21 protein-coding genes are annotated in these 24454 nt (G+C 67.8%); 14 read left to right on the top strand and 7 right to left on the bottom strand.

Features of this window, described 5'->3' with window-relative positions; translation table 11 throughout:
• The first annotated feature begins 183 nt into the window (after positions 1 to 183).
• Both AAD027_RS01295 and AAD027_RS01290 read left to right on the top strand, forming a co-directional pair.
• Positions 184 to 924, top strand: a complete 741-nt coding sequence (locus tag AAD027_RS01295; protein WP_341724208.1) for an SDR family oxidoreductase — start codon at positions 184 to 186, stop codon at positions 922 to 924.
• 176 nt (positions 925 to 1100) lie between these two features.
• Complete coding sequence (locus tag AAD027_RS01290; protein ID WP_341724207.1) at positions 1101 to 1946, top strand: oxidoreductase; 846 nt, start codon at positions 1101 to 1103, stop codon at positions 1944 to 1946.
• An 83-nt stretch (positions 1947 to 2029) separates the two neighbouring features.
• Here AAD027_RS01290 and AAD027_RS01285 read toward each other — a convergent pair whose 3' ends face one another.
• Positions 2030 to 2857, bottom strand: a complete 828-nt coding sequence (locus tag AAD027_RS01285; protein ID WP_341724206.1) for a polysaccharide deacetylase family protein — start codon at positions 2855 to 2857, stop codon at positions 2030 to 2032.
• Between the two features lie 15 nt (positions 2858 to 2872).
• Positions 2873 to 4339 (bottom strand): glycoside hydrolase family 30 protein, encoded by a 1467-nt coding sequence (locus AAD027_RS01280; RefSeq protein WP_341724205.1) that lies wholly within the window; start codon positions 4337 to 4339, stop codon positions 2873 to 2875.
• A 372-nt stretch (positions 4340 to 4711) separates the two neighbouring features.
• Between AAD027_RS01280 and AAD027_RS01275 the strand changes: the two genes are divergently transcribed.
• From AAD027_RS01275 to AAD027_RS01240, 8 genes are all read left to right on the top strand, one after another.
• Positions 4712 to 5722 (top strand): LacI family DNA-binding transcriptional regulator, encoded by a 1011-nt coding sequence (locus tag AAD027_RS01275; protein ID WP_341724204.1) that lies wholly within the window; start codon positions 4712 to 4714, stop codon positions 5720 to 5722.
• 118 nt (positions 5723 to 5840) lie between these two features.
• Positions 5841 to 5993: a hypothetical protein gene (locus AAD027_RS01270; protein ID WP_341724203.1), complete on the top strand. Its 153-nt coding sequence runs from the start codon at positions 5841 to 5843 to the stop codon at positions 5991 to 5993.
• A gap of 130 nt (positions 5994 to 6123) precedes the next feature.
• On the top strand, positions 6124 to 9129 hold the full coding sequence (locus tag AAD027_RS01265; RefSeq protein ID WP_341724202.1) for a TonB-dependent receptor: 3006 nt from the start codon (positions 6124 to 6126) through the stop codon (positions 9127 to 9129).
• A gap of 128 nt (positions 9130 to 9257) precedes the next feature.
• A complete protein-coding gene (locus tag AAD027_RS01260) occupies positions 9258 to 10811 on the top strand; it encodes a tryptophan halogenase family protein (protein ID WP_341724201.1) in 1554 nt (517 codons plus the stop codon).
• 90 nt (positions 10812 to 10901) lie between these two features.
• Positions 10902 to 11609, top strand: a complete 708-nt coding sequence (locus tag AAD027_RS01255; RefSeq protein ID WP_341724200.1) for a SapC family protein — start codon at positions 10902 to 10904, stop codon at positions 11607 to 11609.
• On the top strand, positions 11593 to 12612 hold the full coding sequence (locus AAD027_RS01250) for a cupin-like domain-containing protein (protein ID WP_341724199.1): 1020 nt from the start codon (positions 11593 to 11595) through the stop codon (positions 12610 to 12612). The genes AAD027_RS01255 and AAD027_RS01250 overlap by 17 nt, the downstream gene beginning before the upstream one ends.
• Positions 12609 to 14132 carry a tryptophan halogenase family protein gene (locus AAD027_RS01245; RefSeq protein WP_425605381.1) on the top strand — a complete coding sequence of 508 codons (1524 nt, stop codon included), beginning with the start codon at positions 12609 to 12611 and terminating at the stop codon, positions 14130 to 14132. The genes AAD027_RS01250 and AAD027_RS01245 overlap by 4 nt, the downstream gene beginning before the upstream one ends.
• 89 nt (positions 14133 to 14221) lie before the next feature.
• Positions 14222 to 15055 carry an NAD-dependent protein deacetylase gene (locus AAD027_RS01240; protein ID WP_425605364.1) on the top strand — a complete coding sequence of 278 codons (834 nt, stop codon included), beginning with the start codon at positions 14222 to 14224 and terminating at the stop codon, positions 15053 to 15055.
• Positions 15056 to 15064: 9 nt separating this feature from the next.
• On the opposite strand, the gene arsC is transcribed toward AAD027_RS01240, so the two are convergent.
• Together arsC and AAD027_RS01230 are read right to left on the bottom strand one after the other, a co-directional pair.
• Complete coding sequence (arsC, locus tag AAD027_RS01235; protein WP_341724197.1) at positions 15065 to 15484, bottom strand: arsenate reductase (glutaredoxin); 420 nt, start codon at positions 15482 to 15484, stop codon at positions 15065 to 15067.
• Positions 15485 to 15575: 91 nt separating this feature from the next.
• Positions 15576 to 17780 carry a sensor domain-containing protein gene (locus AAD027_RS01230; protein ID WP_341724196.1) on the bottom strand — a complete coding sequence of 735 codons (2205 nt, stop codon included), beginning with the start codon at positions 17778 to 17780 and terminating at the stop codon, positions 15576 to 15578.
• Positions 17781 to 18103: 323 nt separating this feature from the next.
• Between AAD027_RS01230 and AAD027_RS01225 the strand changes: the two genes are divergently transcribed.
• The 4 genes from AAD027_RS01225 (at position 18104) to hemC (ending at position 21654) form a co-directional block, all read left to right on the top strand.
• Positions 18104 to 19099 (top strand): TonB family protein, encoded by a 996-nt coding sequence (locus AAD027_RS01225; protein ID WP_341724195.1) that lies wholly within the window; start codon positions 18104 to 18106, stop codon positions 19097 to 19099.
• A 36-nt stretch (positions 19100 to 19135) separates the two neighbouring features.
• Positions 19136 to 19825 carry an alpha/beta hydrolase gene (locus AAD027_RS01220; protein WP_341724194.1) on the top strand — a complete coding sequence of 230 codons (690 nt, stop codon included), beginning with the start codon at positions 19136 to 19138 and terminating at the stop codon, positions 19823 to 19825.
• Between the two features lie 93 nt (positions 19826 to 19918).
• Positions 19919 to 20650 carry a LytR/AlgR family response regulator transcription factor gene (locus tag AAD027_RS01215; protein WP_341724193.1) on the top strand — a complete coding sequence of 244 codons (732 nt, stop codon included), beginning with the start codon at positions 19919 to 19921 and terminating at the stop codon, positions 20648 to 20650.
• A gap of 95 nt (positions 20651 to 20745) precedes the next feature.
• Positions 20746 to 21654, top strand: a complete 909-nt coding sequence (hemC, locus tag AAD027_RS01210; RefSeq protein ID WP_341724192.1) for a hydroxymethylbilane synthase — start codon at positions 20746 to 20748, stop codon at positions 21652 to 21654.
• 207 nt (positions 21655 to 21861) lie between these two features.
• Here hemC and AAD027_RS01205 read toward each other — a convergent pair whose 3' ends face one another.
• The 3 genes from AAD027_RS01205 to AAD027_RS01195 all read right to left on the bottom strand — a co-directional run bounded on the left by AAD027_RS01205 (position 21862) and on the right by AAD027_RS01195 (position 24247).
• Positions 21862 to 22647 (bottom strand): DUF481 domain-containing protein, encoded by a 786-nt coding sequence (locus AAD027_RS01205; protein WP_425605380.1) that lies wholly within the window; start codon positions 22645 to 22647, stop codon positions 21862 to 21864.
• Positions 22648 to 22928: 281 nt separating this feature from the next.
• Positions 22929 to 23561, bottom strand: coding sequence for a hypothetical protein (locus AAD027_RS01200; RefSeq protein WP_341724190.1), 633 nt, complete (start codon positions 23559 to 23561; stop codon positions 22929 to 22931).
• 50 nt (positions 23562 to 23611) lie between these two features.
• A complete protein-coding gene (locus AAD027_RS01195) occupies positions 23612 to 24247 on the bottom strand; it encodes a hypothetical protein (RefSeq protein WP_341724189.1) in 636 nt (211 codons plus the stop codon).
• Positions 24248 to 24454: the final 207 nt, after the last annotated feature.

Below are 24454 nucleotides of genomic sequence, written 5' to 3'. Positions count from 1 at the left end.
AAGGACGCGGAAGCTGTCGGTCCGCCCGGCTTCGCCAGAGGGTGGGGCCGGCATGCAAGGAGCCGCCTCGACTGTTCGTTCTGACGGAACAGTGATGGCAATCGAGGGCCGATTATCTTTCTTTTTCCGGCGCCCATAGTTCGCCTGCCCGCTGCTTCTGGCGGCATCTACCGGAGAAAAAACATGAGCACTAACGCAGGAAAAGTAGCCATCGTCACCGGTGCCTCGCGTGGCATCGGCGCCGCCATCGCCCGGCGACTGGGCCGCGACGGCTTCAACGTCGTGATCAACTATGCGGGCGGCATCGCCGAAGCCGAAACCCTGGCCGAAGCGATCGAAAAAGCGGGCGGCCGCGCGGTCACGGCGAAAGCGGACGTCAGCGACGCCGGCGCCGTCGCGCGGATGTTCGACGCCGCGGAGGCCGCGTATGGCGGGGTCGATGTGCTGGTCAACAACGCCGGCATCATGAAGCTGGCGACCCTGGCCGAGAGCGACGATGCGCTGTTCGACAGCCAGGTCGCGGTCAACCTCAAGGGCACGTTCAACACCTTGCGCGAAGCGGCCCGCCGCCTGCGCGACGGCGGACGCATCGTCAACTTCTCGACCAGCGTCGTCGGGTTGCGGCTCGAAACCTACGGCGTCTATTCCGCGACCAAGGCAGCGGTGGAGGTGATGACCGCCATCATGTCCAAGGAACTGCGTGGCCGCTCGATCACCGTCAACGCCGTCGCTCCCGGCCCGACCGCCACCGCCCTGTTCCTCGACGGCAAGTCGCCCGAACTGATCGAGCGCATGTCGAAAATGAACCCGCTCGAACGGCTCGGCACCCCGGAGGACATCGCGGCGGCGGTCTCCTTCCTCGTCGGCCCCGATGGCGGATGGATCAACGGCCAGGTGCTGCGCGCCAACGGCGGCATGGTCTGACCCTCCCATCGAGCCCGTCCGACGACCGCATCGCACGAGAAGGCACAGGGTCCCAACCCTTCGGCACGCCATTGTGAAGCGTCGGTTGAAAGCCCTTGCGGTCGCTGCGCCGTTATCAATCGCGATGCCGCGCCCTAAAGTGGCTCCCATCCATCAAGCATCGAAAGGAGCGCATCATGTCCGTCCCCCAGACGTGGTTCATCACTGGCGTCAGCAGCGGTTTCGGGCGCGAGCTGGCCGCGCAGGTATTAGCGGGCGACAACCGCGTCGTCGGCACCCTGCGCAACGAAGCGCAGCGGGCCGCGTTCGACGCGCTCGCCCCTTCCCTGGCCCACGGCGTCCTGCTCGACGTGACCGACGAGCACGCGGTACAGCAGGCGGTCGAGGAAACCGTTGCGAAGTACGGCGCCATCGACGTGCTGGTGAACAACGCCGGCTATGGCCTCGAAGGCGCGGTGGAAGAAACCAGCCTGGCGCAGGCACGGCACCAGTTCGACGTCAATTTCTTCGGCGCGCTGGCCCTGATCAAGGCCGTGCTGCCCGGCATGCGCGCGCGACGGTCCGGGCACATCGTCAACATCACGTCGGTGGGCGGATTGCTGGCCTATCCCGGCATCGGCCTCTACAACGCCAGCAAGCATGCGTTGGAAGGCCTGACCGATTCGCTGGCGCAGGAAGTCGCGCACCTGGGCATCCGCGTCATCGCCATCGAGCCCGGACCGTTCCGCACCAACTGGGCCGGCAGCTCGATGGTGCGCGCGGAGACGCGCATCGACGATTACCAGGCGAGCGCGGGCGCGATGCGCGAAGCGTTGGCGCAGCGCAACGGCAGGCAGGCGGGAGATCCGGCCCGGGCCGCCGCCGCCATCATGCGCGTGGTCGCCTCGGACGCGCCGCCGCGCCGGCTGGTGCTGGGCACGAGCGGCTTCAAGCAGGTCGGCGAAAACCTGGGCGCGCGCCAGTCGGAGCTGGCGCGCTGGGCGGACGTCTCGCTCGGCGCCGACTTCCCGCCCGGCGAATGACAGGCGGCTGGATGCGTCGGCCGGACAGCTTGCCGGCCGTCCGGGCGATCGACTCGCCCTGATGGCGGGCGCCGGCGCACGGATCAGGGCCGAGCGCCCTCGTCCGTCCGCCGGTCGCGCACGTAGCGCATGAGGTTGAGGAAGGTATCCACCCAGTAGGTGTCCTGGTGGGCGGCGAGGTATTGCAGCAGTTCCTCGTGGGCTTCGTCGGAAACGGCCAGGTAGTCGCCGCCGATGCCATGGAAGGTGAAGTTGACCATCGTGCCCTGCCTGGCCGCCGCTTCGACCTGGGCGATGAGCTGCCGGCCGGTGGCGTCGACCGGCACTTCCACCGGCACCGCGTGCAGGTCGAGCGTGCGCATGTCCTCCACGACCGTGGCATTGCCCAGCTTGATCGCGACGAACTCGGGCGCCACCAGGCCGATGTAGTTCCCGTCCCGCGCCACCGCGTCGCCGCACGGCACGGTCATGGTGCGTTCGCGTTGGCCGTCGATCGCGGTCAGCATGACGTTCGCCAGCAATACCTGGTCCTTCATCTGCGCGGCGGACGTGGTATCGAGATCGCGTTGCGGCTCCACCCAGTCGCGATCCGGCAGCGAGCCGGCACACTGGTGGAACAGCGTATGGTTGCCGAGTTCGTGGCCGTTGCGGGCCGCGCCGCGCCATTCTTCCAGCCGCAGGCGGACCGGGTCGCGCGACAGTTGCAGGTAGAAGCTGCCCTTCAATCCGTGCCGGTCCAGGGCCGGGATCGCATTGTCCAGTTGCGAGTCCAGCGCGTCGTCGTAGGCCAGGCTGACGGCGGCCTTCCTGCCGTCCGGCCACGCGAACGGCGCCTGTTGCGCCAGCGCGGGAGAGCATGCCAGCCACATGCCGGCGAAGAGGACCGCGGTTACCGCAAGGGATCCTTTCACGGTCCGCTCCGGCGCTCAGTGCAGCAGGGTCTGGATGGCGCGCGCGGGAATGGTGACCCTGGCGGACTGGTCGCCGACGTAGAAGTTGTAGGTGATGTCCTGGTCGGTGGGGTTCATCACGACCGTGGCTAGCCGGTTGTCCGGGTTGACGAACGCGGTGGTCAGCAGGTTGCTGCGGCTGCTGACCGCGCTGACGCGGCGGGCGTCGGGACGGATGAACTTGGAGAAATGGCCGATGTAATAGTAGCTGGGCGTATAGATCAGTTCGCCCGTCGTGGTGTCGCCGTGGATGGGCGAGAAGCAGAAGTTGCCCACGTGGTTCGGGCCGCCCTGCTGGTCGAGCAGGATGTTCCAGTCGGTCCAGCCCTCCGCGCCATTGTTGAGGTCGTTGATGATGGCGGTGCCGTAGCGCTCGGCGTTCGGCCAGTGCTGGTAGCGGGCGGGGTCGAACTTCTCCACCGTGGCTTCCGTCAGCAGCAGGTGCTTGTCCGGGTAGGCCTGCGCCACCGCGGCGACGTTGCCGAACATCGGCTCGCCGCCGGCCCAGGTCTCGTACCAGTGGAAGCCCATGCCCCAGGCGTACCGCGAGGCTTCGGGATCGTCGAAGATCACCCGCGCGCGGTGCACCATCATGTCGCGATTGTGGTCCCACACGATGATCTTCCTGTCGGCGTAGCCGGCGCGGTGCATGGTGGGGCCGAGATGGTTCTTCAGGAAGTCGCGCTCTTCCTCGGCCGTGTACAGCATCGACTCCCAGGTCTGCGTGGCCATCGGTTCGTTCTGCACGGTGATGCCCCAGATCGGGATGCCTTCGGCCTCATAGTCCTGGATGAACTTGGCGTAGTAGCGCGCCCAGGCATCGGCGTACTCGGGCAGCAGCGAGCCGCCGCGCAGCATGTGCCGGTTGGTCTTCATGAAGGCGGGCGCGCTCCACGGGCTGGCGTACGTCGTCAACGAGCCGCCGGCCGCCTCGATGGCGCGCTTGATCAGCGGAATGCGCAGCTTGCGGTCGTGGTCGATGGAGAAGGTGGACAGCGCCTTGTCGCCTTCCTCGATGTAGGTATAGCTGGCGGAGCTGAAGTCGGAACTGTGGATGGTGGTGCGGAGCAACGTGTAGCCGATGCCGTCGCGCGGGTCGTAGTAGGCCTTCAGCAGTTCTTCCTGCTCGGCCGGCGCAAGCTTGGCGAACACCTCCGCGCTGGCATCGGTGATGGAACCGCCGATGCCCAGCAGCGGCTGGAAACGCTTGCCGGGGTTCACGAAGATCGAGTTCTCCGCTTCGGTCAATGGATGGCCTGGCTGCAGCAGCACCTGGCCGCTGTCGCTCAGTCGCTGGTTCGTGCCTTGCGCGGTGGTGAAGATGCTCACCGATCGACCGGGATCCGTGGATGCCTCCCGGGTGCCTTGCTGGCCGTGGGCCGGCGCGATGCCGGCCAGCAACGCACCCAGGGTGGCGGTGGCGAAGAGAGAGCGGTGCTTCATCGGCGAACCTCGTTCTGATCGGGCAAGCGTCGCGGAAGCCGGCGACGTCGTGCCCACATGCGGGAAGGATTGCTTGACAGCGCTGTCATACAATCGCCCGGCAGTGATGTCAAACTTGCCGTGGACAGCAAGGCGGATTCGACGTCGCTTCCGATGATGAGCGATCCGCGTGCGATGATGTGCTGCCTTGCAGCATGCGCGTTGCGCAACCGAAGGGCGGCCGGTCGCCCTTCGGTCCGGTCCATCGGCCCGGCATCGTTGCCTCGTCGTCCGCGGCGGGGCAGGGTCGTCGCTACAAAACCACGCGCGGCGCTGTCAGAATCTGTCGCGTCATCCCGCCGGGTGGATCGGGTCTGGAGCAGGAAGTGCACTATGCGTAGTCGTATCGAGGATGTGGCTGCCGCGGCGGGTGTGTCGATGAAGACGGTCTCGCGCGTGCTTAACAACGAGCCCAACGTGCGGGACGAGATGCGCCAGCGCGTCATGCGCGCGGTGGAGAAGCTGAAATACCGACCCAACCTGTCGGCGCGGAGCCTGGCCGGCCAGCGCTCGTACGTCGTCGCGCTGGTCTACAACAATCCGTCGCGCAATTACCTGATGGAGATCCAGAGCGGCATGCTCGACGCCTGCCGCGACAGCCATTACAACCTGGTGCTGGCGCCGGTGGGCAGTCCCAGGCAGCGCAAGACCGACGACCTGAAGGTGGTCTTCGAACACTTCGCGCCGGACGGCGTCGTCCTGATTCCCCCGCTGACCGACGACGCCAGCGTGCTGGACTTCCTGGACGAGCACGAGGTGCCTTTCGCCTGCATCGCGCCCAAGCACCCGCAGGGCCGCATCGGCGTGATGATGGACGAGACGGCCGCCGTGCTCGAACTGATGCAGGGCCTGGTCGCGCGGGGCCATCGCCGCATCGGCCACATCAAGGGCCCGCCGGCCCACGGCGCCTGCCAGTGGCGGTTCAAGGGCTACAAGGACGCCTTGCGCCAGGCGGGCATCGACTACGATCCCGGGCTGGTCGCGCAGGGCGCGTTCTCGTTCGAGTCCGGGATAGAGGCCGGCAACCAGTTGCTGGACCTGCCGCGGCCGCCCACCGCGATCTTCGCGGCCAACGACGACATGGCCGCGGGCGTCATCCGCGCCGCCTGCCAGCGCGGACTGGCCGTGCCGCACGACGTGTCCGTCTGCGGTTTCGACGATACGCCGATCGCGCGCCACATCTATCCCGCGCTCACCACGGTGCGCCAGCCGACATCGGAGATGGGCCGGCTCGCCACCGTCGAACTGCTTGCGCGCATCCGCTCGCAGGGCGCTGGCGACATGGTGCGCGTCGAGCACGAAGTGCTGTTCCGCGAATCCACGCAGCCGCCGACGCGTCGCTGACGCGCCACGCGCGCGGCATTTCCTTCCTGCCGAGACGATGCATTGTGTCGCGCAGGCGACGCGGTCATCGCGCACGCGCCTTCGTCCGTCGATAGGTAGCGCTAACATCGTCGACTCGATGATCCGGCAGTTCATCGACAAGCCGTCGACGACGTCGCCGGTCGCCGCTTTCCTTCCAAAAAAATTTCCCGGGGCGAAGTCGAGAAAACGATTTCAGTTGCGCCGCAGCATCGATAAAAGCGCTGAAAACAAGCCGTTTTTTCAATATTGATCGCCCAGGCCGGAAAAGTTGACAACGCTGTCAATCGGGCGTCCAATGCGGCCCAATGTGAGAGGCGGCACGTGACGTCGCGTCTGAAATGCATCACGTCATCCAGTGAAATTCCGGGGAGGGAATATCCATGAAGCAAGTGCAGTCCATTCCGAAGAAGCGAGTCCTGACGTCTGCGCTGCTGCTGGCCCTGGCGGGACCGGCGTGGGCGCAGGATGCCCAGCAGGCCGAAACCGCGCCCGCGAGTGCGACCGAGGCCGATCCCACCGAACTGGACACGATCGTGGTGACAGGCATCCGGGCGAGCCTGCAGTCGTCGATGAACATCAAGCGCGATGCGCAGGGCATCGTGGACGGCATCGTGGCCGAGGACATCGGCAAGTTCCCCGACACCAACCTGGCCGAATCGCTGCAACGCATCAGCGGCGTGTCGATCGACCGCTCGCTGGGCGAAGGTTCGCGCGTCACCGTGCGCGGCGTCGGCCCCGACTTCAACCTGGTGCTGTTGAACGGCCGGCAGATGCCGGCGTCGAGCAACTCGAGCGGTGCGGGGGTTTCCAACTCAAGGGCCTTCGATTTCGCCAACCTGGCTTCGGAATCGATCTCCGGCGTGGATGTCTACAAGACCAGCCGTGCCAGTACGCCCCCGGGCGGCATCGGCGCGACGATCAACATCAAGACGGCGCGCCCGCTGGATTCCGGCCCGGTGGCCAATGTCGGCTTGAAGACGGTCCACGACACTTCGAACGGCAATCTCCCCGATTCGCTGCAGGGCAAGGATTTCACCGGCGAGTTGTCGGGCATCTTCAGCCAGACCTACGCCGACGGCAAGTTAGGCATCGCGCTGAGCGGCAGCTACCAGGAGCGCGATTTCGGATACAGCCAAGTCTCGGTTCCCGGCGGCTGGCGTCCGTTCCGCGGCGATGAGAACGACTGGGGCACGATCCCGCAGCCGGGGGATCCGGGTTCGGAGGACATCATCAACCGGCCCGGTCCCAACGACATCTATTCGGTGCCGCAAAACCTGAACTACAGCGTCAACGGCGTGCAGCGCCAGCGTACCAACGGGCAGATAACGCTGCAGTACGCGCCGACGGACCGGGTCAAGGCGACGCTGGACTACACCTATTCGGAAAACAAGATCCAGCAGCAGCGCAACGAATTGTCGGTGTGGTTCAACTACGGTCCTTCGGTCAGTTCGTGGACCGATGGCCCGGTGGCCGCGCCGATCATCTACTCCGAAACGATTCCCTCGGCGGACAGCGACCTCTCGATGGGCGGCATGCGCCTGGCCAACAAGAACGAGAACAAGTCGCTGGGCTTCAACGTGGAATGGGAAGTCAACGATTCGCTCAGCCTGACATTCGACTACCACGATTCCTCGGCGGAAACCCGTCCCGACAGCCCGTGGGGCTCGGCGGGTGTACTGGGCGCATCGGCATTCGTCCGCGGCGACACCACGGCGGATTTCAGTCGTGACTTCCCCGTGCTGACCGTGGCGCTGCCGCCTGGCGTGTCGCAAGTAGCGCCTTCGCAGGCGCTGGTCACCGGCTCGGTATTCCAGAATGCCTACACGAGATCGGAGATCGAACAGGCCCAGATCAGCGGACGATTCGAGTTCGGCGACTATTCCGGGTTGGACTTCGGTGTGTCCTCGACGGAAGTGCAGAACCGGACCGCCTACGGATTCATGCAGCGCGACACCTGGGGCGGCGTCGGCACGCCGGACGACTATGCCGACGACATCTGGTTCGCCGACAACATGGGGCGCTATTTCGACGCCTTCTCCGGCCATAACAGTTCGCAGTTCACCGACCGCTTCCTGCTGTTCGATTTCGACCGGCTGCGCAACCGTGCGGCGGAGTTGACGGGTCGCGACGACTGGTACCGCGCGCCGGACGTGTTCGAGCGGGACATCCGCACGACCGAGAAATCGAAGGGCGCCTACCTGCAATGGAGTACGAGCTGGAACTGGTCGATGCCGGTGAACCTGGCCGTGGGCGTGCGCTACGAGGACACGGAGATCACTTCCTCGGCGCTTGTGCCCGTCGCGTCCGCCATTTCCTGGGGCGCCGCGAACGAGCTCAATCTCGTCTTCGACGGCTCGGCATTCGGCACCTTGCGGGGCAAGTACGATTACTGGCTGCCGAACCTGGACGTCAGCGTCGAGCTCACCGACGGCATGCTCTTGAGGGGCAGCTACGGCCGCACCATCGGTCGGCCCGGCTGGGCGGACACGCAGGGCGGCCAGACCCTGGACCGCATCGTGCGCGTGGATGGCGGTACCGGCTCGCTGGGCAACCCGCAGCTCGAACCGTTGGTGTCTGACAACTTCGACCTTTCGTTCGAGTGGTACTACGGCGAGTCGAGCTATTTCTCGGTCGGCTACTTCCGCAAGAACATCGACAACTACATCGGCACCACGCAGATCATCGACGTGGGCGGCAGCGATGGCACCACGCCGTTCAACTTGCGCACGCCGGTAGGCGGCGCCTACTGGAACGCGGCGCTGTCCAGCGGCTGTACGGCGGTGGACGTGGTCTGCATACGCGACTACATCTTCGCCAATTTCGACGGCCAGCCGGGCGTGAACGCCGCCGACGGCACCATTGTCGGCCAGCCGGACGACCCGCTCGCCGAGTTCCGCATCACCACGCCGGCCAATACCGGATCCTCCACCCTGGACGGCTGGGAAATCAACATCCAGCATGTGTTCGGCGAAAGCGGCTTCGGCCTGGCCGCCAACTACACCATCGTCGACAGTCCGAACCTGAACTACGACAACTACGCGCTGGGCGGGCAGTTCGCATTGCTGGGCCTGAGCGATTCGGCCAACCTGGTGGCGTTCTACGACAAGGGGCCCTGGCAGATACGCGCGGCCTACAATTGGCGCGACAAGTTCCTGTCCGGCGCATTCGATGGCTCGGGCATCCCGAACCCCAACTACACCGAGGCATACGGCCAGTTCGACCTGAGCATCGGCTACCAGGTGAGCGACCAGTTCTCGATCCAGTTCGAGGGCATCAACCTCACCGACGAGACGCAGCGCATCCATGGCCGCCACGTCAACCAATTGCTGTACGCGACCCAGAACGGGCCACGCTACATGCTCGGGTTCCGGTATAACTTCAAGTGATCGGAAGCGTCAGGGGAGCTGCGTAGCGGGCAACTCCGCAGGCAGTCGCGAAGCCGCCGGCAACGGCGGCTTCGTCCTGCAATCCCCTGGCCGACGATCGCATGCAGCATGTCCGGAGGGATGGTCGATTGAGTGAAGCCATAAAGCATGTCGTGATCCTGGGGGGCGGTTCGGCCGGCTGGCTGACCGCGGCGGTGCTGGCGGCCGATCATGACGCCGCCGGCGGGTCCGGCCTCAAGGTGACGCTGATCGAATCGCCGGACGTGGCCACCGTCGGCGTGGGCGAGGGGACATGGCCCACCATGCGCGATACGCTGCGCAGGACCGGGGTCGCCGAGACCGACTTCCTCCGCGAATGCGACGGCGCCTTCAAGCAGGGCTCGAAGTTCGCGCGCTGGACCGAGGACCGCGACGACGACTATTACTACCACCCGTTCGTGCTGCCGCAGGGCTACCTGGAGACGAACGTGGTCGCCGGCTGGATGGAGCGCAGCGAGGTGCCGTTCGGCAAGCTGGTGAGCTTCCAGCCGCACCTGTGCGAGGCCGGCAAGGCGCCCAAGCAGTTCTCCACGCCCGAATGGGCCGCCGTGGCCAACTACGCCTACCACCTCGATGCCGGCAAGCTCGGCACCTTCATGCGCAAGCATTGCGTCGAGCGGCTGGGCGTGCGCCACGTGTCCGACCACATGACCGGGGTCAACACGCACGACAACGGCGACATCGCCTCGCTGCAGACCCGCGAACACGGTGCCATCGCCGGCGACCTGTTCGTCGACTGCACCGGCATGCGCGCGCTGCTGATCGGCCAACACTACGGGATCGAGATCGACTCGCAGAAGCACGTGCTGTTCAACGACCGCGCCATCGCGCTGCAGGTGCCCTATGCCGATCCCACCGTGGAGATCGCCTGCCAGACGATCTCCACCGCGCAGAGCAGCGGTTGGATCTGGGACATCGGCCTGCAGACCCGGCGCGGGGTCGGGCACGTCTACTCGAGCACGCACACCACCGACGAGGCCGCGGCCGAGGAACTGCGTCGCTACGTGGTGGCCACCGGCGGACGCGAGCAGGACGTCTACACGCTGCCGAAGATCACCATCCGCCCCGGCTTCCGGCGCAGGTCGTGGCATCGCAACTGCGTGGCCATCGGCCTGGCGAGCGGCTTCATGGAGCCGCTGGAGGCCTCGTCGCTGGTGCTGGTCGAACTGGCGGCCGGCATGCTGAGCGACCAGATGCCGGCCACGCGCGCGGCCATGGACATCGTCGCCGGCCGCTTCAACGATGCGTTCGAGTACCGCTGGGAACGGGTGGTCGATTTCCTCAAGCTGCATTACGTGCTGACCCGGCGCACGGACACCGACTACTGGCGGGACAACTGCCGCCCGGAGACGATCCCGGACCGGCTGCGCGAGCTGATGGAACTCTGGCGCCACCAGCCGCCGTCGCGCTACGACCTGTACCGCGTGGAGGAAGTGTTCCCGTCGGCCAGCTACCAGTACATCCTGTACGGCATGGGGTTCCGCCCGGACGAGCGGCCCGCGACGCGGCGCATGGACGATGCCCGGCGCGCCGAAGACTACTTCCGCGAGGCCGCCGAACTGACGCGCAAGATGCTGGCGGCGTTGCCGGGGCATCGCGAGATGCTCGATCACGTCAGGACGCGCGGCATGCCGCGCATCTAGCGGCAGCCGGTCCGGGCATGTGCGGACCGGCGACTTGAGATAACGTAGAGGACGGTGTCTCTCGGCACCTCCCCTGAACCCGGGAATTCCATGGCCAACCACGCTTTGCTCAACAACATCGACCACAAGGACCTGCGCATCGACACCGGCCGCACCGCCGCGCTGGGCGACGACGTGATGTTCGCGTTGACCTTCCCGGCCGAGTTCCGCAACGTGCAGGCGCAGTACCCGATCGTCTTCCGCAAGACCGCCGAAGGCGCCTTCCAGCCGGTCGCGCTGTTCGGCTTCCAGGAAGGGAGCAACCTGTTCCTGGACGACGGGCGATGGGATGCGACCTACCTGCCATTGGCGATCGAGCGCCAGCCGTTCCTGATCGGCCGGGACGGCGAGGAACTGATGGTCCACATCGACCTCGACAATCCGCGCGTCGGTACCGACAGCGGCGAGCCGCTGTTCCGCGAGCAGGGCGGCACCACGGAGTTCATGGATCGCATCACCTCGGTCCTGCTGAGCCTGCACAACGGACTGGAGCGCGTTCCCGCCTTCGTCGACGCGCTGCTGCGGCACGAGCTGCTGGAGTCGTTCGCGCTCGACGTGGAACTGGACGACGGCTCGTTGAACCGGCTCGTCGGCTTCTACACCATCAACGAGGATCGCCTGCGCGCGCTGGACGGCGCCGCGCTGGAACAACTGCACCGCGACGGGCACCTGGAACCGGTGTACATGGCGGTCGCTTCGGTGTCGCGTTTCCGCGACCTGATCGAACGGATGAACCGCCGCCGTGTCGCCGGCCATTAGGCAGATCGGGGAACGGGCGGACGTCGATCCGCGGGCGCTGCCGGAGGATGTGCTGCTGTCCACCGAGCCGGTGGTGCTGCGGGGCGTGGTCGCCCGATGGCCGATGGCGCAGGCGGGCCGCGCATCGGCGCAGGCCGCCGTCGCCTATCTGCGCCGCTTCGAGCGCCAAGGGGCGCCGCCGGTGGCGGCCATGGTCGGCCCGCCGGAGATCGGAGGGCGGTTCTTCTACAACGCGGACCTGAGCGGTTTCAATTTCCGCCAGGAGAAAGTACCGCTGGGCGTGGCGCTGAACACGCTGCTCAAGTACGCGCAGGACGGTAACCCGCCCACGATCTATATCGGCTCCACCACCATCGACACCTGGCTGCCTGGTTTTCAGGCCGAGAACCATCTCGCCTGGGGCGGCAGGGAACCGCTGGCCAGCATCTGGATCGGCAATCGCACGCGCATCGCCGCGCACCAGGACGTGCCGGACAACCTCGCCTGCGTGGTGGCGGGCCGCCGCCGGGTCACGCTGTTCCCGCCGCAGCAATTGTCCAACCTGTACATCGGGCCGCTCGACTACACGCCGGCGGGACAGCCGATCAGCCTGGTGGATTTCTCCGCGCCCGACTACCAGCGCTTCCCGAATTTCGCGCAGGCGCTGGAACACGCACAGACGGCGGAACTGGAACCTGGCGACGCGGTGTTCATCCCCAGCATGTGGTGGCACCACATGGAGGCGCTGGAGACCTTCAACGTGCTGGTCAACTATTGGTGGCGGCGGACCCCGGCGTGGATGGACACGCCGATGAACGCGCTGATGCTGGCCATCATGACCGTGCGCGACCTGCCGCCGGAACAGCGCGCGGTCTGGGAGGACGTGTTCCGCCACTATGTCTTCCAGCCGGGCGAGGCCACCGCCGGCCACATTCCCGAGGACGCGCGCCGCGTGCTGTCGCCGCTCGACGAAACCAAGGCGCGCAGCCTGCGCGCGCGCCTGCTGCAACGACTGAACCGCTGAGGAAACCCGACGTGACGAATGACGCCAGCGACATCCGACAGAAACCGATCAAGCGCGTGGTCATCGCCGGCGGCGGCACCGCGGGCTGGATGGCCGCGGCGGCCCTGTCGCGGATACTCGGCAAGGTGCTGGACATCACCCTGGTCGAATCGGAGGAGATCGGCACGGTCGGCGTCGGCGAGGCGACCATTCCCACCCTGGTGACCTTCCACCGCCTGCTCGAGATCAAGGAGCAGGAGTTCATGGCCGCCGTGCAGGGCACGATCAAGCTCGGCATCTCGTTCGAGAACTGGCTCGACGTCGGCCACCGCTACATCCACTCGTTCGGCACGTCCGGCAAGGACCACTGGTCGGCCGGATTCCAGCACTTCTGGTTGCGCGGCCGCGAGCTGGGGATCGCCAGCGGCTATGAAGACTACTGCGTGGAACTGAAGGCTTCGCTCCAGGACCGTTTCGCGCACCTGCCGCGCGGCGGCATCAACTATGCGTACCACATGGACGCGAGCCTGTACGCCAGGTTCCTGCGTACCCTCAGCGCGGGCCATGGCGTGCGGCGCGTCGAAGGCAAGATCGTCGAAGTGGCGACCGACCTGGAATCGGGCTACATCACGGCGCTGAAGCTGGCGGACGGCTCGACGATAGAAGGCGACCTGTTCATCGACTGCACCGGCTTCCGCGCGCTGCTGATCGGCAAGACGCTCAACATCGGCTTCGAGGACTGGTCGCACTGGCTGTTCAACGACAGCGCGCTGGCCACCCAGACCACGGCCGTGCGCGACGCGGTGCCCTACACGCGCGCGATCGCGGGCACGGCCGGCTGGCAGTGGCGCATCCCGCTGCAGCACCGCGTCGGCAACGGCATCGTCTATTCCAGCCGCTACATCGGCGACGACGAGGCCAAGCAGGAATTCCTGTCCAGCCTGGAAGGCGAGGTGATCAAGGATCCATGGCCGATCCGGTTCCGCCCCGGCCAGCGCCTGAAATGCTGGCACAAGAACTGCGTGGCGCTGGGCCTTGCCGGCAGCTTCATCGAGCCGCTGGAATCGACCACGATCCACCTGATCCAGCGCGGCATCGTCCACCTGCTGCGGATGTTCCCGCAGGTCATCGCGCAGCCCGACATCGACCAGTACAACGCCCAGCTCGATTCCGAACTCCAGCACGTGCGGGATTTCGTCGTCCTCCACTACCACCTCACCAACCGCCGCGACACGCCCTATTGGCGCGCGATCGCCAACATGGACATCCCGCCGACGCTGAAGCACCGGATAGAACTGTTCCGCGAGACCGGCCACGTCTTCCGCGTGCCCGACGAACTGTTCGCCGAGAATTCGTGGATCCAGGTGATGATGGGCCAGGGCGTGGTGCCGAAGCAGTACCATCCCACCGCCGACGTGATGAGCGAGCCCGACCTGGCGCGCTTCCTCGATGACATCCGTGCGAATGTGGACAACACCGTCAGGCAATTGCCCGCGCACATGGATTACCTGAGAGGCTATTGTCCCGGCCCCAAGCCCTGATGTGACCGCAGGATACGGATGACCTCGGCGGCTTCCGGGTACGCCGTGGTCGCATCGTGGGCCGCGGCGCACTGGACTATGCTCTGTCCATGACCGACGAACGACTGGTGGAATTCATCGCGACGCACCGTCGCCTGTTCGTGCTGACCGGGGCGGGGTGCAGCACCGATTCCGGCATACCGGACTACCGCGACGAGGACGGCGGCTGGAAGCGGGCGCAACCGGTGACCTTCCAGGCCTTCATGGGCGAGCCCGCCACCCGCCAGCGTTACTGGGCGCGCAGCCTGGTCGGCTGGCCGCGCATCGGGCAGGCGCGGCCCAATGGCGCGCACCACGCGCTGGCGCGGTTGGAGGCGAGCGGACGATGCGAGCTGCTGCTGACGCAGAACGTGGACCGCCTGCACCAGGCGGCCGGCAGCGGCGCGGTGATCGACCTGCACGGTCGGCTGGACGTGGTGCGCTGCATGGCCTGCGAAGCGCGCACGCCGCGGGCCGAACTGCAGGCGCGGCTGGCGCAGCGCAATCCCGACTGGGCCGGGCTGGCGGCGGCCACCGCACCGGATGGCGACGCCGACCTGGAAGGCCGCGACTTCAGTGCGTTCGACGTGCCCGACTGCATTGCGTGCGGCGGCCTGCTCAAGCCGGATGTGGTGTTCTTCGGCGAAAGCGTGCCGCGCGAGCGCGTCGACACCGCGATGGACCACCTGCAGCGGGCCGACGCGATGCTGGTGGTGGGCTCCTCGCTGATGGTCTATTCCGGTTTCCGCTTCGTGCAGGCGGCCGTGCGCGAAGGCAAGCCGGTGGCGGCGGTCAACCTGGGCCGCACGCGCGGCGACGACCTGTTGCGGTTCCGCGTGGCGGAACCGTGCGGACAGGCGCTGGCCTTCCTGCTGGATGCGCCGGCGGCCGTCGCGCCGGCCTGAGAGGCGCTTTCAACGTACGCGCCGGCCGGTTGCGTCGATGACCACTTCGCCGTCTTCCTTGGCGAACGGGCGCGTCACCGGTGGCAGGATGTCCAGCACGACTTCCGAGGGACGGCACAGCCGCGTGCCCATCGGCGTCTGCACGAACGGCCGGTTGATCAGGATCGGCTCGCGCAGCATCGCGTCCAGCAGCGCTTCATCGTCCAGGCCGGGATCGTCCAGGCCCAGCGACAGGTAGGACGCCTCTTTCTGCCGGATCGCCTGGCGCACGCCCAGGCCGGACTGCCGGATCAATTCGCGCAGCCGCTCGCGCGAGGGCGGCTGGTGCAGGTATTCGATCACCCTCGGTTCGACGCCGGCGTGGCGGATCAGCGCCAGTGCGTTGCGCGACGTGCCGCAGGCCGGGTTGTGGTAGATCACGACGTCCATGCCATTACTTCATCACGCGAGCGGTGGGGCGGCAAGGCGGATAGTACGGCCAGGGCCTGGACCCGCGGCCGCGACGGAGGCGCATGCCGGGTCAGTCGCCGGTGTCCTGCAGGCTGATCCAGCGCTCCAGCGAGTGCGGCGACAGCGGGCGCGAGACGAAGTAGCCCTGCAGCACCGCGCAGTTGAGCCCGGCCAGCACGGCGCGCTGGGCTTCGTTCTCCACGCCTTCGGCCACCACCTTCAGCGACAGGCTTTCGCCGATGCGCAGGATGGACGTGGTCAGCGAGCGGGCGGAGGCGCTGTGCTCCAGGTCGCGCACGAAGCTCATGTCCAGCTTCAGTTCGCTGATCGGCAGGCGGTGCAGATGGCTCAGGCTGGAATAGCCGGTGCCGAAATCGTCGATCGAGAGCGGCACGCCCATCCGGTGGATCGCATCGATGTTGGCCAGCACTTCCGGTTTCTGCGCCAGCATCACGCTCTCGGTCACTTCCACCATCAGTTCTTCCGGCGCCAGGCCGCACTTGCCCAGCACGTTGCCGATGAAGGCGGGCAGGTCCTGCTGCTCGAAGTTGATCGCCGACAGGTTGACCGAGACGCGCGGCACCGGGATGCCGCGCCGGCGCCAGTCGGCCATCTGCGTGCAGGCTTCCTCCAGCGTCCAGCGGCCGAGTTCGTCGATCAGCCCGCATTCCTCCGCCATCGGGATGAAGGTGGACGGCGAGATCTCGCCGATCTCCGGGTGGCGCCAGCGCAGCAGGGCTTCCACGCCGTGCAGGCGCATGTCGCGGTCCATCTCCACCTGCGGCTGGTAGTGCAGGCGCAACTGGCCGCTGCGCACGGCTTCGCGCAGGGCGGATTCCAGCGCCAGGCGTTCCTGCATGGCCTGGTTCATCTCCAGGCTGTAGAACACGATGCGCGCGCCACCCTCGGACTTGGCGCGATACATGGCGATGTCGGCATGGCGCACCAGCGAATCCACGTCCCAGCCGTCGCTGGGGAACATCGCCACGCCCGCGCTGGCCTGCGGCGACAGCATCATCCGGCCGGCGTTGACCGGTTGCGCCAGGCGCGCCATCAGGCGTTCCGCCAGGTTGGCGGCTTCCTCGGCGCTGCAGTCCGGCACGGCGATGACGAACTCGTCGCCGGCCAGCCGCGCCACCACGTCCACCTCGCTCAGTTCGGCGCCCAGCCGCTTGGCCAGTTCGCGCAGCAGCGCGTCGCCGGCGGCATGGCCCTGGGTGTCGTTGACGATCTTGAAGCGGTCGATGTCGATGAACAGCACCGCCGCCGTGCTTTCGCGGCGCGCGGCCGCCAGCAGCATCTGCTCGGTCCTGCTGTTGAACAGCAGGCGGTTGGGCAGGCCGGTCAGGGTGTCGTAGAACGACAGCTGGTGCATGTGCGCCCGCGTGCGTTCGCGCTCCAGCGCCAGCGCGCACAGGTGCAGGCAGACGTCCACCACGCGCTGGTGGAATTCGTCCGGCGCGCGGCTTTCCCAGTAGTACAGCGCGAAGGTGCCCAGCACGTGCCCGTCGCTCGCCTTGATCGGGCTGGACCAGCAGGCGCGGATGCCCAGCTTGAGGAAAGGCGCCTTGTACGCCTGCCAGCGCGGATCGCGCTCGATGTCCGTGCTCAACACGGCCTGTCCGCTCCACGCCGCGCTGCCGCAGGCGCCGACCATCGGGCCGGCCAGTTCGCCCTCGATCACCGACGCGATGCTGTCGGGCAGGCTGGGCGCGGCCAGCGGATGCAGGCGCCCGTATTCGTCCAGGCCGACGACGGTGGCGACCGCCTCCGGCATGATCTTCTCCACTTCGCGGCAGACCTGCGTCAACACGTCGTGGATGGGCTGCTCGTGCACGATGGCGCCCAGCACCTTGCGGTGCAGTTCCTCGTGCAGCTTGCTGTGGGTGATGTCGGTGTAGATGCCCAGGATGTGCCGCACGTTGCGTTCGGCGTCGTAGACCGGGTTGACCACCGCCGAGATCCACAGCGGCACGCCACTCTTGGCGTAGACCAGCAATTCGGTACGGTAGCCCTGTTGCGAATGCAGTTGGCTGCGTACCCATTCCAGCGTTTCCGGGTCGGTGTGCGGGCCCGCCAGGAAATCACTGGGCCGGCGGCCGATGACTTCCTCGGGCGCATAGCCCAGCATCCGCACGAAGCCCCGGTTCACGTAGGTGATCAGGGCGGCGCCGTCGCAGACCACCACGGCATTGTCGCTATGGTCCACGACCAGCAGCGCGTCCTGTGCGGACGATGGAACGAGTGGCTCGGCGGCAGCGGCGGATGGCCTCACGGCAACGACTTCCCCAGGATCGGTTTCCGGATGGACCGGGGCCGCGCGGTGCATGGGCATCCGCCGGAAACGCCCCGAAAAATGGCGATACGTTGCGGTATCGGCCCCTGACCGCCGCACTTTACCCGAAGTGCTTCCCGACCGGCGCCGCAAGCGGTTACAGCGCCGCGGTGTCCGACAAGCGTGATGACGATCACGCTTGTCGGACGTGGCGCGGACGACGCGCGGGCAAGCGCATCGCCGGCGGCCGCGGCAAGCGCGCTTTGACGCATCACGGTCATCATCGCTCCGTAACCTGCCGCCCGCTTTCAGGGGATGCTGGAATGAAGTGGATGGCGTATGTGGCGGGCGCGGCGACGTCGCTCGCGATGCTGGCGGCTTGCGGGAATGGAGCGCGAGAGCCCGCGCAGCACGATGGCGCGGCGGTCGAGGTGCCGGATGCGCCATCCGCCCCATCGCAGCCGGCCGGCACCGCGGCGTTGCACCAGCGCGCCACGCAGGCGCTGGCCGAGCAGCGCATGGTGTCGCCGCGCGGCGACAATGCCGTGGAGTACTACCTGGCGGCGCGCGCGCAGGATGGGCAGGACGGGCGTGCGCAGGCGGCGCTGGTGGAATTGCAGCCGTACCTGCTGATCGCGGTGGAGCAGGCGCTGGCGCGTGGGGACGTGCCGGAAGCCGACCGCCTGCTGGGACTGTTGTCGCGTGCCGATCCGCAGGCGCCGGCGCTGCCGCGCCTTCGCACGACGCTGGCGGGATCGCGGCGCGACCTGGCCGAGCGGGCGCGGCGCGAGGAAACCCTGGCGCCGGCACTCGCCGCGACGCCGGCATTGCCCGCGTCGCCGGTCGATGCGCAGGCTTCCGTCGTTGCGGCTTCGCCTTCGCCGGCGGCATCCGATGTTCCTTTCGATCCTCCTTCGGTCGTACCTACGCCGCATGCCGTCGCGGAAGATGCGAACGATGTCGCGAATGCCGCGGTACAGACCGAAGGGCCGCCCCGCACGACGACGCCCGCCGCTTCCGTGCCGGCCGCGCGCGTCGCCGCCGTGCGCCCGCCGCGCCTGCTGCAGGACGCGGCGCCGCGCTATCCGTTGCCGGCCCTGCGCGCCGGCACGGAGGGGCAGGCCGAGGTCGCCTTCACCATCCAGCCCGATGGCAGCGTGCGCAACGTGCAGGTGGTCTCGTCCACGCCGTCGGGCGTGTTCGACGCCTCGGCCGTGGCGGTGGCGCAGCGCTGGCGTTTCGAGGCCACCGGGCAGGCGCACGCGTTGCGCCGCACGGTGCTGTACCGATTGCCCGCGCGGCCCGCCGACGGCGGATGATTGGTGTCGGCGGCCGTCTGCGGCGAGAATGGCGGCATGAACGACATTCCTGCCACTGCTTCCGTACTCGACACCGTTGAACAGGAAACCGGCCCGTCGCCGCAATGGGCGGTGCTGTGGCTGCATGGCCTGGGCGCGGACGGCCACGACTTCGCCCCGCTGGTGCCGGAACTGGTGCGCCCGGGCTGGCCGGCGTTGCGTTTCGTGTTCCCGCACGCGCCGGTGCGCGCGGTCACCATCAACAACGGCGTGCGGATGCGCGCGTGGTACGACATCGTGGGCATGGATTTCCCCACCCGCGCCGACAGCGCCGGCATCGGGGAATCCATCGTCCAGGTCGAAGCCTTGATCGCGCGCGAACAGGCGCGAGGCATCGCCCCTGAGCGCCTGTTGCTGGCCGGTTTCTCGCAGGGCGGCGCGATCGCGCTGGCGGCCGGCCTGCGCCGGCAGGTGCCGCTGGCGGGGCTGATCGCACTGTCCACCTATCTGCCCGGCGCCGACAAGGCCGCGGCGCACCTGGCGCAGGATGCCACCCGGCAGCCGGTCTTCATGGCCCATGGCACGGGCGATCCGGTGATCCCGCTGGCATATGCCGAACAGAGCGCACAGGCGCTGAAGGGACTGGGTTTCGACGTGCAGTGGCAGCGCTATCCGATGGCGCACCAGGTCTGCGCGGAGGAAATCCGTGACCTGGGTGACTGGATGGATCGGCGTTTTGCGTTGTAATCCACACAGATTCCCCGGCGGGTGACGCGCGGCCACGGCCGTGGTTACCATGCGCCGGGGGATCACGCCAACGTTCAACGAGGACGAACTGCCGTGAAAGTGGTCATCGCCGACGACGAACCTCTGGCCCGCGAGCGCCTGCGCGCGCTGCTGGCCGAACACGCCGGTGTGGACGTCGTGGCCGAGGCCGAGAATGGCCTGGACGCGTTGCAGGCCTGCGCCGAACATCGCCCGGACATGGTGCTGCTGGACATCGCCATGCCCGGCGTGGACGGGCTGGAAGCCGCGCGCCACCTGGCCGCCTTCGATCCGCGCCCGGCGGTGGTGTTCTGCACCGCCTACGACGCGCATGCGCTGTCGGCGTTCGAGGCGGCGGCCATCGACTACCTGATGAAACCGATCCGCGCCGAGCGCCTGGCGGCGGCGCTGGAGCGCGCGCGCACCTTCATCGCCGGCCGCGAAAGCCAGGCGCCGGCGTCGCCCAGCGCGCAACCGCGCACCCACCTGTGCGCCCGCCTGCGCGGCAGCCTGCGGTTGATCCCGGTGGACGAAGTGCACTACCTGCAGGCGGAGGAAAAATACGTGGTGGTCCACCATGCGCGCGGCGAGGACCTGATCGAGGAATCGCTGAAGTCGCTGGAAGAGGAATTCAACGGCCGCTTCGTGCGCATCCACCGCAACTGCCTGGTCGCCCGCCACGAGCTGGTCGAGATCAAGCGCGTCGGCGACGGCCACGTGCAGGCCATCCTGCGCCACGGCAAGGCGCCGCTGGAAGTCAGCCGCCGCTGCGTGGCCGGCCTGCGCGAAACGGTGAAGATGCTCTGACCGGGCCGCGACAGGCCCGGCTCCACGGTGGATCGCATGGCGCGGCGGAGCACGCTCCGCTCTACAGCGGCGCCACCATGCGGGATAATGCCCGGATGACCCCGCTGCGCATCGCCACCCGCAAAAGCCCGCTTGCCCTGTGGCAGAGCGAACACGTCGCCGACCTGCTGCGTGCCGCGCATCCGGGCCTGTCCGTCGAACTGGTGCCGATGAGCACGCGCGGCGACGAAGTGCTGGACCGCTCGCTGGCGGCGATCGGCGGCAAGGGCCTGTTCCTGAAGGAACTGGAGCTGGCCATGCTGCGCGGCGAGGCGGACTGCGCCGTGCATTCGCTGAAGGACGTGCCGATGGAACTGGAAGGCCCGTTCGCGTTGCCGGCGATCCTGGTCCGCGCCGATCCGGCCGATGCGTTCGTCTCCAATCATCACGATGGCATCGCCGCGTTGCCGCAGGGCGCGCGCGTGGGTACGTCGTCGCTGCGCCGGCAGGCGCAGTTGCGCGCATTGCGCCCGGACCTGCGGCTGCTCGACCTGCGCGGCAACGTCAACACGCGACTGGCCAAGCTGGATGCCGGCGACTACGACGCTATCGTGCTGGCCTGCGCCGGCCTGCAGCGGCTGGGTTTCGAGGCGCGCATCCGTGCGCGCCTGGATGCGCCGTACTGGCTGCCGGCACCGGCGCAGGGCGCCATCGCGGTGGAATGCCGCGCGGAAGACGCGGCGACGCATGCGCTTTTCGCGCCGCTGGAGCACGCGCCCACCCGCACCTGCGTGGAAGCCGAGCGGGCGATGAACCGCGCACTGCATGGCAGCTGCCACGTGCCGGTGGCGGCGTTCGCGCGCTTGCAGCGTGAAGTGTTGGCGCTGTCGGGCCTGGTGGGATCGGCGGCCGAAGGGCGGGCGATCCGCGCCGATGGCGAAGGCAGCGCGTCCGATCCGGAGTCGCTGGGCCGCGCGCTGGCGAAGCAGTTGCTGGACCTGGGCGCGGGCGAGTTCCTCGCCTGAATCCCGGCAGTGCCCGGGGTGCTGTCCCGGTCCACGCCGCTACGCAAAGCCACTCAAACGGCCACGGCCACGATTGTAGGAGCGCCCCATGGGCGCGTGCTTTCCTGGCCGCCGCGGGAAAAAGCATCGCGGGCATGGCCCGCTCCTACAGCGTGCGGGGGCGCGGATCACGCGGCTCGTTGTGCACGACTCCCCGCGGTGGCCATTTCACTTGAAGCGGTAGACCACGTTCATCGTGGTCAGCGTGTCGGTCTTCTTGATGTCCGGGGCCACGTCGCTGTTGTGGCGCGCCTGCCAGCCGGCCTTCAGGGCCAGGTGCGAGTTCATCGTCACCGACACGCCCAGGTCGTTCTGCGCGAAGGTGTTGTACTCGCCGGATTCGATCAGCAGTTTGTTGACGATCTCGGTGTTGTCGGTCAGCGCGTAGCGCAGGTCGACCAGGCCGCGGCCGATCAGGCTGGATTCGGTGCGGTCGTCCAGCGCGTCGTGGGCGCGGCGGTAACCCGGCCCCACCTGCAGGTCCAGATGCGCGCGCTCGTTCTCGATCACGCGGTTGCCGTAGCTCAGGCTGATCGACTGTTGGCGGTTGTAGGTGCCGAAATCGTCTTCTTCGTGGCGCAACGCCGTGTTGATCGTGCCGCGCTCGTCCATCAGGTAGGCGCTGTTGGCGTTGACCGTGTAGCGGTTGGCGGTGGTGCGGCGGTCGCGCTGCACGCTGCCGTCCTCCAGCGTCCTGTTGTATTCGGAACTGGCGCGCAGGCCGAACAGATTGCCGCTGTGCCGCCAGTTGCCCTCGGTGTAGGTCAGGTCCAGCCGGCCGTTGAAGCTCTCGGTGGTGCTGTTGCCGTGCGAGGAGGCGAAGCCCAGTTCGCCGCCGCCGGTCAGCCGGTGCGCAGGCGGGGGCGCGGCTGCCGGCGCCGCCGCCTGCGGGGCTTCGACGGCAGGGCGGACGGCCACCGAGGCCACCGGTGCGACCGAGGCATTCTTCCCCAGCGTCTTGGCCGAGTCGGCCAGGTCCGCCTTGTCGTTGCGGGGCGTCGCGTTCATCGCATCGGCCTGGGGCGATGCGGCGGCGGACACGGCGATGGCAAGGAGGGCGGGGGCGAACAGGCGTGGCATGGCGGCCTCGGTGGGGCGGGCGGCAGGGAAGGGAACGGCTTGGAAACGGTTACATGGTAGGCATCCATGGTAACAGCCACAAGCCAAGTCCTTGTTCCGATTCAGGATTGCGACATGAAGTGTGCCATGCGAAGGCGACGGATTCACGATCGCCGTCACGGTCGGCAGTGTTCCCGGTATTCGCGCAGCTCCCACTCCAGCCGGCGGCGCCCTTCCGGGCTGGTGTCGGTCAGGCTGTCATCGACATTCCGGCGCTTGCGCGGGCAGGGATCGCCCGGATCGCCGAACAGCCTGCCGATGAAGCCGACCACGTTGGCGGGCGTCACGGGGTCCTTCATCCGGATGCGTTCCTGCCCGCTCCCGCCGGGCAGCGAGGGTCCGCGGCTGGCCAGCAGGTCCGGCTGGAAGTCGGGTGGCGGCGCGGTCTGTCGTGCCCATTCCGTCCCCTGGGCGAGATAGTCGGGTCGCGGCGGCAGATCGGCGGCCGTCGGCGATGGAGTGGGCGCGGAAGGTGCGGCCGGGGACGGGGCCGCCGTCCGCGGGTGCGTTGGCGCGACGGTTCCCGCGGAGGCCGGATCGATGCGCGCCGGGTCGGGTGGGAGCCCGGGCGCTTCGACCGCGCGCGGCCGCGCGACCCAGCGCACGCGCAAGGGCGCGCTTTCCGCATGCGATGCCGTGCGCCTGCCGCTTTCCCACAATGTCCACAGCAATGCCAGATGCACCACGACCACCACGCCCGATGCAATGACCTGCGCCTGCCTCCCCTGCGCCATGCCGATCCGCTCCATGCCCTGTGCGCGGAGTGTGTCGGCCTGGAAATGAATCGATGGTTATCCGTTCAGCGCGGCAGGTCGATGGCGATGGTCGGGTCGTTGTAGCGCGAATAGGTCTGCAGCAGCGTGTACGGCCGGCCGTCGTTGTCGGTGCCGGCGTGGCGCAGTTGCAACGGCAGTCCATCGGGGCCGATCCAGTAGTCGAATTCCGTCGCCTGCGGTTGCGCATGGCGCACGCGGTAGCGTGTGGCGGCCTTTCCGTCCACGGTATCGCTGCCGACGCGTTCGGCGGACAGGCCGGCCTGCGCTTGCTGCAGTTTCAGCGGATCGCGCCACGGCGCCAGCGTTTCCCTGGGCAAGGGCACCTGAGTCACGCGGCCGTGCAGTTCCATGTACAGCGTGTCGCCGATGACGGTCTGCGTGCCTGTAGGCAGCGTGATGCGGTAGCGGTCGGGCGCCACGTAGTCCATGTCGCTGGCCATCGGCCTGCCGCCTTCCAGCACCATGCGGGCGTGGAAACTGCGGGCGGACAGGAAGCGGTTCATCGACGCCTTCACTTCCTGCACCGCGTCCACCGCGGCGGGAGTGGTGGCGGGCGTCGGCGAAGTCGCCGGCACCTGCTGGACGGGCGCCGCCGCGGGCTGGCAGGCGGCGAGCGTCCACAGCGCGGCGAACATCAGGGTGCGGCGGGCTGGGTTCATGGCGGGTTCCCGGGAAGGAACGCGGCGGGCCGGCGGCTTGGGTCCGTGCGTTGGAGGCGCCGCAGCGGGGATACACGCCGCATCGCCTGGCACCGCACGGGCCCAAGCCGCCGGGAATCGTCGGGCTTGCTTTCACCACAACGGCAGTCGGGCGACGAAAACGGCCATCGGTCGGCGATAATCCGGCCAAGCCCGCCTTGCCGCCGC

Source organism: Pseudoxanthomonas putridarboris (genome assembly GCF_038321125.1).
Classification (GTDB): domain Bacteria; phylum Pseudomonadota; class Gammaproteobacteria; order Xanthomonadales; family Xanthomonadaceae; genus Pseudoxanthomonas_A; species Pseudoxanthomonas_A putridarboris.
This window is presented reverse-complemented; position numbering and strand designations above follow the sequence as displayed.